This is a genomic window from Segeticoccus rhizosphaerae (assembly GCF_009192725.1).
Taxonomy (GTDB): Bacteria; Actinomycetota; Actinomycetes; order Actinomycetales; family Dermatophilaceae; genus Segeticoccus; species Segeticoccus rhizosphaerae.
In genome coordinates, this window is record NZ_VOHR01000099.1 from 1 (window position 1) to 11,823 (window position 11,823).

At 69.0% G+C, this 11,823-nt stretch carries 12 protein-coding genes and 1 pseudogene; 6 read left to right on the forward strand and 7 right to left on the reverse strand.

Features of this window, described 5'->3' with window-relative positions; genetic code table 11:
* The 4 genes from FRW57_RS10065 to FRW57_RS10080 form a co-directional block, all read left to right on the forward strand.
* Positions 1 to 516, forward strand: a 516-nt coding sequence (locus FRW57_RS10065; RefSeq protein WP_162529329.1) for an anti-sigma factor, incomplete at its 5' end; no start/stop codon positions are given.
* 156 nt (positions 517 to 672) lie between these two features.
* Positions 673 to 1,446, forward strand: a complete 774-nt coding sequence (locus tag FRW57_RS10070) for a hypothetical protein (RefSeq protein ID WP_137121165.1) — start codon at positions 673 to 675, stop codon at positions 1,444 to 1,446.
* Positions 1,447 to 1,522: 76 nt separating this feature from the next.
* Positions 1,523 to 2,332, forward strand: a complete 810-nt coding sequence (locus FRW57_RS10075) for a class F sortase (protein WP_238384618.1) — start codon at positions 1,523 to 1,525, stop codon at positions 2,330 to 2,332.
* A gap of 49 nt (positions 2,333 to 2,381) precedes the next feature.
* Positions 2,382 to 2,801 carry a hypothetical protein gene (locus tag FRW57_RS10080; protein ID WP_137121166.1) on the forward strand — a complete coding sequence of 140 codons (420 nt, stop codon included), beginning with the start codon at positions 2,382 to 2,384 and terminating at the stop codon, positions 2,799 to 2,801.
* 152 nt (positions 2,802 to 2,953) lie between these two features.
* Here FRW57_RS10080 and FRW57_RS10085 read toward each other — a convergent pair whose 3' ends face one another.
* The 4 genes from FRW57_RS10085 to FRW57_RS10100 form a co-directional block, all read right to left on the reverse strand.
* Complete coding sequence (locus FRW57_RS10085) at positions 2,954 to 3,274, reverse strand: TraR/DksA family transcriptional regulator (RefSeq protein WP_137121167.1); 321 nt, start codon at positions 3,272 to 3,274, stop codon at positions 2,954 to 2,956.
* A 109-nt stretch (positions 3,275 to 3,383) separates the two neighbouring features.
* The gene (locus tag FRW57_RS10090) at positions 3,384 to 4,130 is read right to left on the reverse strand and encodes an MFS transporter (RefSeq protein ID WP_238384630.1); all 747 of its coding nucleotides are present in this window, start codon (positions 4,128 to 4,130) and stop codon (positions 3,384 to 3,386) included.
* Positions 4,130 to 4,822, reverse strand: a complete 693-nt coding sequence (locus FRW57_RS10095) for an MFS transporter (protein ID WP_152185939.1) — start codon at positions 4,820 to 4,822, stop codon at positions 4,130 to 4,132. The genes FRW57_RS10090 and FRW57_RS10095 overlap by 1 nt, the downstream gene beginning before the upstream one ends.
* A 124-nt stretch (positions 4,823 to 4,946) precedes the next feature.
* Positions 4,947 to 5,291 (reverse strand): carboxymuconolactone decarboxylase family protein, encoded by a 345-nt coding sequence (locus tag FRW57_RS10100; protein WP_202911482.1) that lies wholly within the window; start codon positions 5,289 to 5,291, stop codon positions 4,947 to 4,949.
* Between the two features lie 154 nt (positions 5,292 to 5,445).
* Between FRW57_RS10100 and FRW57_RS10105 the strand changes: the two genes are divergently transcribed.
* Complete coding sequence (locus FRW57_RS10105) at positions 5,446 to 6,069, forward strand: hypothetical protein (RefSeq protein WP_137121170.1); 624 nt, start codon at positions 5,446 to 5,448, stop codon at positions 6,067 to 6,069.
* A 22-nt stretch (positions 6,070 to 6,091) separates the two neighbouring features.
* On the opposite strand, the gene FRW57_RS10110 is transcribed toward FRW57_RS10105, so the two are convergent.
* Positions 6,092 to 6,745, reverse strand: coding sequence for a hypothetical protein (locus tag FRW57_RS10110; protein ID WP_137121171.1), 654 nt, complete (start codon positions 6,743 to 6,745; stop codon positions 6,092 to 6,094).
* Positions 6,746 to 7,262: 517 nt separating this feature from the next.
* On the opposite strand from FRW57_RS10110, the gene FRW57_RS10115 reads away from it, so the two are divergent.
* Positions 7,263 to 10,049: a tetratricopeptide repeat protein gene (locus tag FRW57_RS10115; RefSeq protein WP_152185940.1), complete on the forward strand. Its 2,787-nt coding sequence runs from the start codon at positions 7,263 to 7,265 to the stop codon at positions 10,047 to 10,049.
* A 644-nt stretch (positions 10,050 to 10,693) separates the two neighbouring features.
* On the opposite strand, the gene FRW57_RS10120 is transcribed toward FRW57_RS10115, so the two are convergent.
* On the reverse strand, positions 10,694 to 11,599 hold the full coding sequence (locus tag FRW57_RS10120) for a VOC family protein (RefSeq protein ID WP_137121173.1): 906 nt from the start codon (positions 11,597 to 11,599) through the stop codon (positions 10,694 to 10,696).
* A gap of 43 nt (positions 11,600 to 11,642) precedes the next feature.
* Positions 11,643 to 11,823: pseudogene (locus FRW57_RS24015) on the reverse strand (hypothetical protein); the annotation flags it as partial.

Genomic DNA, 11,823 nt, shown 5'->3' on the forward strand with positions numbered 1-11,823 from the left:
CTGCCGGGGCGTGGGGCGGCCGACGAGCTGGCGACGCGCCGCGGCAGGCGACCGCAGAAGTCGCCCGGGCGGTGGGCGGCCTGGGTCGCCGGTGCGGCTGCGGCGCTCGTGCTGGTGGTCGGGGGCCTGACCTGGCATCCCTGGAGCCCGGACCAGTCGACCCGCCAGCTGACCGCCGTGGAGCAGGTCACCCGCGCCCCTGACGCGCAACGGTTTGTCAAGCCGGTCGAGGGTGCGACGGTCACGGTGGTGCGATCGTCGAGCAAGGGCCGCGCGGTGATCGTCGCCAAGGGGATGCCCGAGCCGCCCGCAGGGCACGTCTACGAGGTCTGGTACTTCGACGCGTCCGGCCATCCCGTCAAGGCCGGGTTGATGCCGCGCTCCGACGACCACGAGGTGACCTTGCTGCTGGACGGTGACGCGGCCGACGCGCACGGAGCGGGAGTGACCGTCGAGCCCGCAGGCGGCTCCGACCAGCCCACCACCAAGCCGTTGGTCACCTTCGACTTCGCCTGAGTCCCCGCGCAGGCACCGGCTCGGCACCGGGCTCGACCCGCTTCGCAAAATTTCCTCACCAATCGGCAATCCGTCTGGTCGGTGGCATCGAAACCCCTGATGTCGAAGCCATGACCAGCCGGGGCCCCCGGCGTCGATTGAGAGGAAGTCCATTCCATGAAGAAGTCAACTCTGCTGCTCGGACCGGCCCTGATGATGTGTGCGGCAGGCGCGATCGCGCTTCCGGCCACCGCGTCGGCCGCGTCCGGAGACTCCTACCAGGCGACGCTGTCGCCCTTGAACCACGCCACCGGGTCGGGCACGTTCATGCTGACGCTGAACGGCAACCAGGCCACGGTCACCGAGAAGGTCAGCGGCCTGGCGGACACGTTCGGGGGCAACCCCTACCCGCACGTGCAGCACATCCACATCATGGGTCAGGGCGTGTGCCCCGACCCGTCGGCCGACAAGAACGGTGACGGTGTCGTGAGCACCGTCGAGGGACATCCGGCCTACGGGATGATCGGGACCACCCTGTCGACCAGCGGTGACACCAGTCCCAAGGCGGGCACCGACCTCAAGGTCGCCGGGATGGGTGGCAGCTATACCTACCAGCGCACCTTCACGATGAACGCGGACACGATGAAGTCGGTCAAGGACGGCAACGCCGTGGTAGTGGTGCACGGGCTGGACCCGGCCACCCTCAGCAAGAAGGCGCAGGGCGAGAAGAGCGAGCTGGTGCCGTCGCTGCCGCTGGCCGCGACCTCGCCGGCCCTGTGTGGATCGGTCAAGCCCGCACAGATGGCCAACGTCCCCTCCGGGCCGGCGCAGACCGGTGGCGGTGGCACGTCCGGCACTGCCGACGAGGGCATGCTGTTGCTCGGTGGTGGCCTTCTGCTCGCAGCCGGTGGCGCCGTGGTGGCTCGTCGCAAGCTGAGCAACCAGCACTGAGCGACACCCGGATCACCCTCGGCGGGGAGGGGCGCCGAGAGGCGTGGAGCAGACCAGGAGAGGCGAAGGAGCAGCCATGAGCGGTGGGCACCAGCACGGTCGGCCGGGTGGGCGATATGGCCGATATGGCATCGGGTTGACCGTGCTGGCCGCGCTGCTGGCGGTCGGTGGCCTGCTGTCGATCGTGGGCTTCGTCTCCTCCGAGCCGGATCCGCCGCCGCAGCCCCCGGCTGCGGCGGCGGACGGTCCCACCGCCAGGGCCAGCACCTCACCGACGACCTCGAGCCCGATTGCTCCCTCCACCGGTCGGTCCGCCCGCAAGGACAGTCACGTCATGCCGACCCGGCCGGCCGTGCGTCAGCCCGGCGGGGCGTCGTCGCCCGCCCGCACTCCGACCCCGACCTCGGTGGGCCCGGTGCTGCCGCGCTCGAAACCGGTTCGGCTGGACATCACCAGCATCGGCGTGCACAGCACGCTGATCACCCTGGGCACCAACCCTGACGGCTCGGTGCAGGTCCCCCCGCTGGACGGCGGCGCCCCTGCCGGCTGGTACCGCGGCTCGCCCACCCCGGGCCAGCTCGGCCCCGCCGTCATCCTCGGGCATGTCGACGACGACCAGGGTCCCGCCGTCTTCTACGACCTCGGTGACCTCGAACCAGGCGCGCGGATCTCGGTCGCCCGGGCCGACCACCGCGTCGCGGTGTTCCGCGTCGACCGGGTGGACAGCTACCCGAAGGACCGGTTCCCCACCACCGAGGTCTACGGCAACACCGACCGGGCCGAGTTGCGTCTGATCACCTGTGGCGGCACCTGGAACCCCACCATCGGCCACTACGACCACAACATCGTCGCCTACGCCACCCTCGTCTCGTCCCATCCCGCCTGATCTCCCTGGAAGCATCCAGGGCAGTCCGGCACGTCCGTTGGAGGACGCCATGTCCGTGTCCCTGTCCGCCTCACGCACGGTGACCGAGTCCTACCATTCGCCGTGGCGGCTGTTGCTTGCCCCGGCGGCGGTGGTCGCCGCCGTCGCTCACATTCCTGTCACCGGAGAGCACCTGCACGAAGCGCCCTACATGGGCGTGCTGTTCATCCTGCTCACCATCGCCTGCCTTGCCCTGGCCGCCGCCGCGGTGGCTCACGACTCCGCGGCGGTCTACCTCGGCGCCACCGCTGTGTGCGGCCTCGCGGTCCTCGGCTACGCCGCGACCAGGATCGTCGCCTTCCCGATGCTGGCCGACGACGTCGGCAACTGGCTCGAGCCCCTCGGGATCGTGTCCGTCATCAGCGAGCTGACCGTCGTCGCCAGCGCCCAGCTCGCCCTTCGAAGCAACTCCTCTCGGCCGTCGAGGTAGGCGGCGGATGGAGGAGACGTCACCGACCGCGACACCGGCGCGGTGGGCCAGGATCACGACGACGTCAGGGCGCTCGAGCACGCGGACCGGATGGCCGCCGACACCCACAACCCGGCGCGATCGAGTTCGCGCTGCTCGACCGCGTGACTCCCTCAGCTGTGCTGGACGCAGCGGAGCGCCCACGGGCGCACCTCGAGCCGCTCTTCCGGGATCGGCTCCCCACACACCTCGCACCGGCCGTAGCTGCCGTCAGCCAAGCGCTCTCGTGCCCGGCGAACGTCTTCCAACATGGCCAGCAGGTGCTCCTGCGTCGACACCGCCGTGAGCCGGTCGACCGCCATCGAGGTCCCCTCGCCGACACGCTTGCCGAAGGAGATCGTGCCGAGCTCGCCGGCCGGCTTCGTCAGTTCCGCAAGCTCTGCCTCGAGCCGCTCCTCCCGCTCGGCCAGAAGGTTGTCGATGTCATGGCGCATCTCACCAGCGTAGAGGGACGAGGGGCGTGACGCCGTCGGCGTCCGGGTAGGCCGTACGACGTCCACGCCAGCCATCAGAAGGCAACCGCGCCAGCCCCCCGGCGCGTCGTCAGAAGTCCTCGTCACGCGCATCCACCGGCGATTCCCGCCCGACGACTCGCCGGCGCGGCGCGATGAGCGCTGCGCAGCAGGCACCAGCCAGGGCGGCGAGGCCGCAGACGGCGAAGCTGACGGTGTATGCCGTGTTGCTGGGTCCACCGCCCGGAGCCGCGAGCAGCGCCAGGACGGCGATCGACACCTGCGCGCCGACCGCTCCGCCGGCCCGTCGCAACACCGACGTGATCGAGGTGGCGATACCGGTCTCCCCCGGCTCGGCGGCGAGCGCGATGATGCTCCCGCTGAGGCTGACCACGAAACCGAATCCGACGCCCAGCACCGCCAGCTCCACCATCACCATCCACAGCTGGCCACGGAACAGCGCGAGCCCGAAGGTGCCCAACGCGGAGAGCACCATCCCAGCAGTGAACACGGCTCGGTGACCGAACGCGTCCACCAGCGGGCCGGTCAGGGGTGAGAACACGGCCTGCCCGAGCGCTCGCGGCATGAGCACGAGGCCGATCAGCAGCGGACCGGCCGCGAGCCCGAACGCGCTGGCCCCGGGTGCCTCCCCCGACCCCTCCAGGAGGAACGGCAGCACGATGTTGGTGCCGAACACGGCATACCCTCCGAGCAGCGAGGTCAGGTTCGTGAGCAGGACACCACGGGAGCGCAGCACCTGCAGGTCCATCAGCGGCTCGCGGGTGTGGGTCTCGCGCCGGTACCAGGCCGCCCCCAGCACCACCGTGAGACCGAACATCACCAGTGGCAGCGGGCCGGTCCAGCCGCGGTGTGGGCCTCGGTGATCGCCACGATCAGGGCCGCGATCGCCCCGCCGAACAAGGCCGCGCCGGGGGTGTCAAGTCCGCGCGGTACCCCGCCCCCCAGGGACGGCACCACGAACCTGACCATGAGGATCGCCAGGGCAAGGGCGATCGCGCCGACCCCGAAGATCCACCGCCACGACAGCAGTTGGGCCAGTGCCCCACCGACGGGAAAGCCCAGCACCGCACCGAGTCCGAACCCGCCGGTCAGCACCCCGATGGCGGTGTTGGCCTTTTCCCGCGGCAAGACCTCGGTCGCGATGGCGAAGCTGAGGGGAAACACGACCCCGCCGACCCCCTGGACCATCCGGAAGATCACGACGAGTTCGATGTTGGGTGCCACTGCCGTCGCGACGCTGCCGAGGGCGAACACCACCAACGCCCAGAGGTAGACGCGCGTGCGTCCGATGCGGTCCCCCAGTTTGCCGAGAAAGACGGGGGCAACCGAACCGACGATGAGATAGCCGGAGAACAGCCACACCGTCCATTCGCGGGAGGCAGACAGGTCCTGCTGGACGGTTGGGATCGCCGGCGAGATCGCGGTCTGCTGGAAGCCGTAGACCATGTCGGCCACCAGTAGGGCGACGACCACCGCCCAGCCGGACCGCTGCACCTTGCCCGCGGTCACGAGGAGTGCTCGACGGGGTCCTGGCACCGGTGCCGGGGTCGGCTCACGCTCACGCTCGGCACCCTACGCGGGTGCGGCCTCGCCGAGTTCGCCTCACCGACGGGCTCCGATCGTGGCTGGAGTCCTATCGGTAACCCCGTCTGAGCAGGTACTTGGCGCCGGCGTCGCAGGCCGCCGGACTCAGCAGCTCGAAGCCGAAGGCGTCAGCGAGCCGATCGGTCGTGTTGAAGGCGGCACAGACCGCCAGTGCGTCCTCGACCTGCTGGTGGGAAACACCTGTGGACAACAGCTCCCGCATGTCCTCGGCGTCCACGGTCCTCTCTCGGGTCAGTTTGCCCAGCATCCTCAGCGTGGCCCGGAGCCCGTCCTCGATCGGGGCTTCGCGGCGTCCGGGAGTGGATGGCCGGAGAGCGTCCGGATGAGCCACCAGGACTTGGTGCGCTGCGCGCTTCTTGTCCTCATCCGACATGGCGCCGTCCGCCTCCTTGGCGCACGTCACCATCTTGCCTCAGGTACGCGGCGTGCCGCGCGCCGGTCGTATCACGCGGGGTGGGCCCCCCTCCTACTGTTCAGGCGGTGTTTCCAGGGCTCGCACCCGGGTCCGACCCCGCGAAGGAGGCGCCATGAACAACGGTGGCAAGTCGGACGAGTTCGTCGTTCGAGTATTGGACTCGATGCAGTCCGAGGACGTCGACCCACGCGTAGGGATCGTGCCGGCCGATCTCGAGGTGAGCGCCGAAGAGGCGCTGGCCGCACTTCACGCGACAAAGGGCGCCGAGAAGGTGTTCAAGGCGTTTCCCCAGTTCCTCGACCCGGGATCGTGGCTTCCGGTTGCGGTCTTTACGGTGTGTTCGAAGTTCGGCAGCGCACGCTACCTCGACCTATGGGACGTCGACCATTTCGATGGCTTCACGAACCTGCAGCGGAACCTCGATGAGTGTCGAGTATGGTTTTCCGACAAGGGTTTCGACGCTTGGGGCTCCGAGCAGACGAGATCCGGTCGGATCAACTGCTTCTTCACTGCGCCCCAGGCCGGGGCATACATCTGCACCGCCCGGCTACAGAGCTACGCGGGCCCCGCTCTGGTCGAGTGTCTGATCGACAACTCGTCCTTCGGCCCGCTTCCCGTCAACGGGACGATCACCCAGCCTCACCCGTGCAACCTCTCGGCAGGCGGTCACCACTTCCGGATCCGTCAGTTGTCGGGCTCCTTCTTCTTCCTCTCCCTGACGGTCTGGCGGTCCTGAACCGGGGCGGCGAGTCCAGCGACTATGCGCTCCGTTGTCGAGCTTGGTCGGGTGACGGCTCCCGAGTGACGGTTGTTGTCCGGCCCAGGCGAGCGGTGGCAAGGACCGTACGGCGATGGGCGATCATGGTGGCGAGACCGGCGTTGACCAGGAAGTAGTAGACGGGATAGACCAGCAGCGGCGCCGAGAAGGACCCGACGGCTGCGCCCGTGCTGGCGCCGCCCAGCGCGGCCATCAGGAACAGCGACAGGGTCTCCGAGTGCGGCTGGCGCCAGGCCTTCGGCGCCATCATCAGTGCCCCTACCAAATCGGCCGCTATCACGCAGCAGGTTGCCACGACCGGTGCGCCCGCGGTCAGCCACCCCGCGACGCCGGCTCCGGCCAGAGCGAGAAGGGCAACTTCCGATGGCGAGGGTCTCCCGCTGCCGAACTGGATGGAAAGCCCGAACACCAAGCAGGTCCCCGCAGCCTGAACGACGAGTGGCAGCAGGCTCCAGCGGGCACCGTCCGCTCGCTGAGCCTGCACGGCAACCACCCCCAGCACACTCCAGATCAGCCAGGTGCCGCGGTGCGGGACGGTCGTCCTGCGGAGCGTGTCCCGCACGTATGGGAAGGTGTCGGCCGCTCCCAACGCTCCTGCAAGCGCCGCCATGATGGGCCCGACCTGGTTCGTCATGACGTCTCCTGGCCACCGGAGCCGCGATTGCGATTTTGCGGACAGGTACGAGCCGGTGATGTGCACATGGTGTAGGTCTCGTTCATGAGCGCCTCCTGGCTGGCCGTGTCGAGAGCCTGCTGCGCCCCGCGAGGGGCGGTGCCGGGGCCGTAGGGGCAAACGCTGGGGACCCGCAGCCGGGGCGGCCGTGCCAGCTGACACCCTTCACAAAGGACCGCGCAGTGGGACAATCCGCAGTGTGGGCTTACAGCGGTCTGTTCGGGTCTCGGCCGTGGCCGAGCACCGATCGACGACTGCCATTCGGCCGGCGCCGTCAGGGTCCAGGTTGCCGGTGCCGCTCACCGGGCTCGTGGGTCGTGTCGACGACGTTGCCAAGGCAACCAACTTGCTGAAGCACAGTCGGCTCGTCACTCTCACCGGCCCGGGCGGCGTCGGCAAAACACGCATAGCGATCGCGGTTGCACCTCTGACGGCCTCGTCCTTCGTCGACGGGGTGCACTGGGTCGACCTCGCACCGGTGACAGATGCTCCGGCCGTCGGCACGGCGATCGCGGAGGCGCTTGGCATCGCCGGGCGCTCCACGCAAGGAAGTACCTATGACCTGATCCAACAACTTGAGGTGCGATCAGCGCTGTTGATCCTGGACAATTGCGACCAGCTCCTCGATGCCAGCGCCCAACTCTGTGCCGAGCTGCTCACCAACTGCCCCGGGCTCACGGTCCTGGCCACGAGCCGTGAACGACTCGGCCTTCCAGGCGAGCTCATCCAGGTCGTCGCGCCGCTGCAGATGCCTGGACCAGGTTTGGCCCTGACGCCCGACAATTTGCAGCAGGCCTGTGCGGCCAACTTGTTCGTGGCGCGCTGTCGAGACCTGATCGGGGACTTCGAGCTCACAGCGGACAACGCCAAGGCAGTCCTGCGAATCTGCAGGCGGGTGGACGGCATACCGCTCGCACTCGAACTGGCCGCAGCGCGGGTCCGGGTGCTGGGGACAGCGCAACTCGCCGACGCTCTCGACCGCTCATCGGATCTGCTCAGCGACGACGGACGCCGGGGGCCGGATCGCCACCGCACCCTGCGTGCGACCCTGGAGTGGAGCCACGACCTCCTCAGTCCCGAGGAGCGGCAGTTGTTCCGACGCATCAGCATCTTCCCGGGCCATTTCGACCTGGCTGCCGCGACCGCCATCGTCGCTGCGCCGGACGCCGCCGAGGTGGTCGTCCTGCTCGGCCGGCTGGTGGACAAGTCGCTGCTGCAGGTGACCCGCGGTCGAGACATCGTCCGCTACCGGCTGCTCAGCACGGTGCGCGACTATGGACGCCGCAAACTCGTCGACAGCGGGGAGCTGGACGCGACCGGCTTGGCTCACTTGGAGTACTTCACGTGCCTGGCCGAGGAGTCGGCGCCGCGGCTGACCGGCGAGGGCGTACTGGCTGAGCTTGGCCGGCTCGAGGCAGAAGGCAGCAACCTGCGTGCCGCCCTGAGTTTCGCGCGAGCCAGGGGCGAGCACCTGCTCGGTGTGCGGCTGGCCGCCGCACTGTGGTCACTCTGTTATCTGCGCGGGCTCTACCGCGAAGGCCGTCAATGGCTCGACTGGGCGGTCGAGGTGGGCGGCAACGCACCCGTTGAGGTCCTGGCCGAGGCCCTGCGCGGCAGCGGGACCCTGGCCTTCCTGCAGTGTGACTACGAAATGGCTCAGCGCCGGCTGAACAGCAGCCTGCAGCGTTATCGCCAACTGGATGACAACCAGGGGGTCGCCGAGGTATTGCTCACCCTCGGCAGCGTGGCCAGAGAACAAGGACGATACGCCGACGCACAACGGTTGTACGCCGAGAGTCGGTACCTGGCCACACGCCGGGGCGACACACGCGCGGTGGCTCGGTCGGACAACTACCTTGGCTTCGTCGCATGGCTGCAAGGCGACCTCGACGGCGCGGACGAGCTGTGCGCCAGCACGGGGCCGCTCTTCCAGTCACTGGGTGACACCGAGGGTCTCGTCTGGTCTCTGTTGAGCCGCGGCGTCGTGGCGCGGTATCGAGCCGACCTCACATCCGCGACGCGGCTTTTGACCGAATGCCACCAACTCTCACGAGGGATCGGCTATCGCGAGGGAGTCGCATGGTGTCAGCACCAACTCGGGCTCGTGGCGTGCAAGCAGGGACGACGTGATGAGGCTCGCGATCGACTACTCGAGGCTCTCAAGGGCCACCGCGAGCTCGGTGACCGCTGGCGGACTGCTGCTGTCCTCGAGGACCTAGCGGCAACGCTCGCGGGCACGGGGCCCGAGCGAGCCGCTGCTCTGCTCGGTGCAGCGACCGCTTTACGTCAGGACATCGGCGCACCGGTCGCGCCGGTCGAACGCGACGATGTAGCCGTTACCACGTCCACACTGGCCCGCGGCCTCGGCGGCCGGTTCGCGACAGCCCTGGAGGCTGGACGAGGGCGCCGGCTGGACGACCTGCTCGACTGCTCACGCGGCCTGCTGCCGCTGCCCGATCGCTCACCGGATCCACCTCCTTCGGAGGCCGATGAAGCCGACGAGCCCAAGGACGACGTCCGCGTCGACCGTCGACGCCTGGACGTCCAGGCGCTCGGGACCTCGCGTGTGCGGATCGCTGGACATGACCTTCCCTCCTCCCAGTGGTGGTACGCCAAGCCGCGCGAGCTGTTGTTCCTCCTCGCCGACGGCACCCCACGCACCAAGGAGCAGCTCGGGCAACTTCTGTGGCCGGAGGCCCCGTCCCATCAGTTGCGCAATGCACTGCACACCGCCCTGCGGGACCTGCGCCGTGCCCTCGAAGAGCCCCAATGGTTGGTATATGCGCAAGGGGTCTACCGCTTCGACGCGCGCGGCCAGTGCCGCTACGACGTCGCAGAATTCATGGATGAGCTTCGAGCGGCGCGAAACTCGAAGGACGAAGCACAGCGCCGTCATTTGCGCCGAGCGACCGACCTCTATGCCGGCGACTTCCTTCCCGGCAGCTCTGCCGCCTGGGTGCTGTCCCGCCGCGACGAACTGAGCGGGCGAAACCGCGCGGCACTGTTGGCCCTCGGCCGGCTGCTGCTCGAAGCGCACCTCCTTGGCGAAGCCGCACCGGTCTATCGCCGAGCAATCGCCTTCGACCCGTTCAACGAGGACGCCTACCGGGGGCTGATGACCGTGCTGGGGCAAGCGGGCGAACGAGCCCGCGTGGCGCAGCTCTACCGAGACCTCACCGAACGACTGCACACCGAGCTCGGCGTCGCGCCCGGGTCCGCCACCACTGCGCTCTACCGGAAGTTCACGGCGAACCCGACGCGCTAGGCGCAGTCTCCCCGGCGTTTGCGCCTGCGGCCCCGGCATCTTCCCCCGCGGTGAGGGGCAGGCTTCTGTCACCACCAGCCAGGAGGCCCGATGACGAGCCAACACCATGCACACGTCCCTGCGTCAGGCGCAGTTCCGCAGACTGCCGACCGCCCCTTTGCAGACCAGCACTCACCTGCGTGGCAGGGCCGCGGAACTTCACAGGCGAAGGCACACCATGAACCTCACCAGTGAGCCCAAACGGCCCGGCAGGATCACGTGCGGCGTTGCCGCGGCCCTCATCACGTTCATGAGCGTGGGGGGCTCCACGGGAACGGCTCACGCCCACAGCAGCGGCCCCGAGGCCACCCGCGCGCACAAGCTCGCCCATCTCCGGCAGGGCGGCGGCGCGCGGCTCTTCCACAGACCAGACCCGGAGCACCTTCGTGGCCCACGCTTACTTCTTGGCGCCGACGACCACGCAGCGGCCATGACCTACGTGCTCCGGCTCGAACTGGACCCCCTCCGCCCTTGAGCCACCTGACTCTGATCCGGGTGCCACTCGGGGCCGATGTTGGGCCCGTGCTCGGACAGCGCCTCGATTTGGGCGCCAACCTCGGTGGCCGCGCAACGTCGACGAAGCGGTCCACCGCTGCGTGGCGCTTTCAGCGACTCAGCGACCCGTGCCCGCTCGGCCCTCCGGGAGCAGGGAGTGTGCGTGGCCTGCTACGGAGTCGCGCGTTCGCGAATGCGATCTCTGCACCGAAAGCTTGGTCCGGGGGGATCACGATGCGGTGGGGAGAGTCCTCGAACGGAATGCGCTCTGCGGCGAGTTGTCGCCCCGTCGCGCCGAGGTCAGGAACACTGACAGTGAACCCGGTGAATCCGGCGAGCCGGTTCTGCCCGGCCGTCGACTCGAGCTCGAGGCGGCCGCCGTGCTCGAGCCCGTAGAGACGTCCGTCGTCCGACGGCCGCCCACCCGTGAACACCCGCAAGAAGCCGGAGTGGTCGGCCGGGTGCTCGACGCGCAGGCAGACGCCGGAGACGTTCGTGGACCCGTTGCCGTGGCGCTGCAGCGGTGGGCTCCAGAACGCCTCAGGATGGTGCTGCTGGCAGACGAAGAAGGAAGCGTGCCGCAGCCGCTCGTCGGTGGCGAACGCGAGGGTGAACGCGACGTGGGTCTCGGTCCCGTCGGCTGCGCGGCCCGAGCGCTCGAAGGTGAACGGCTGATAGTCACCGATGCCCTCGCGTGCGTAGTCGGCCGCATCCGCCTCCGCGTCGGCACTGTCGAGGGCGACCATGGCCAGACCCTGACGTGTGGACAGGTAGTCCCGGATGAACTGTCCGAAGCTGAACGAGTGTGGCGCGTGCGCAGGGATGAGTTCGGCATCGGCGACCGTGATCAGCTCGAGAAATGACGACGCGAACTGGATCACGTGGTTCTCCGTGCCCCACGGGTGACGGTTGCGTGCGCCGACCTGGAAGCCCAGGCGGTCGTAGAAGCCCGCCGCACTGTCCAAGTCGTGAACGGCGAGGACGAGGTGGTCAATGCGGCGGGGATGGTTTGTCATCCGGGTGTCCCTCTCAGGTCGAGGCGCCTGCGATGCAGACTACCTACTCCGCCTCGGAGGTCCCCGGCGTACGGCCCGGCTGAGCCGTGTTCGGGCCGAGCTCCTCGAACAGAGTGAGGTGCACGCCGCCGGGAGCGTCGAGGCGCGCGTTGAGCCAGGCCCACGGCGTCGGTGTCGGCGGCGCGACCACCCTCGCACCACCGCCGACACCGACACCGTGGGCC

Excerpts from the sequence above, each read along its gene's own strand:
- FRW57_RS10070 (WP_137121165.1), top strand. The coding sequence starts at position 673 with ATGAAGAAGTCAACTCTGCTGCTCGGACCGGCCCTGATGATGTGTGCG.
- FRW57_RS10075 (WP_238384618.1), top strand. The coding sequence starts at position 1,523 with ATGAGCGGTGGGCACCAGCACGGTCGGCCGGGTGGGCGATATGGCCGA.
- FRW57_RS10080 (WP_137121166.1), top strand. The coding sequence starts at position 2,382 with ATGTCCGTGTCCCTGTCCGCCTCACGCACGGTGACCGAGTCCTACCAT.
- FRW57_RS10085 (WP_137121167.1), bottom strand. The coding sequence starts at position 3,274 with ATGCGCCATGACATCGACAACCTTCTGGCCGAGCGGGAGGAGCGGCTC.
- FRW57_RS10090 (WP_238384630.1), bottom strand. The coding sequence starts at position 4,130 with ATGTTCGGTCTCACGGTGGTGCTGGGGGCGGCCTGGTACCGGCGCGAG.
- FRW57_RS10100 (WP_202911482.1), bottom strand. The coding sequence starts at position 5,291 with ATGTCGGATGAGGACAAGAAGCGCGCAGCGCACCAAGTCCTGGTGGCT.
- FRW57_RS10105 (WP_137121170.1), top strand. The coding sequence starts at position 5,446 with ATGAACAACGGTGGCAAGTCGGACGAGTTCGTCGTTCGAGTATTGGAC.
- FRW57_RS10110 (WP_137121171.1), bottom strand. The coding sequence starts at position 6,745 with ATGACGAACCAGGTCGGGCCCATCATGGCGGCGCTTGCAGGAGCGTTG.
- FRW57_RS10120 (WP_137121173.1), bottom strand. The coding sequence starts at position 11,599 with ATGACAAACCATCCCCGCCGCATTGACCACCTCGTCCTCGCCGTTCAC.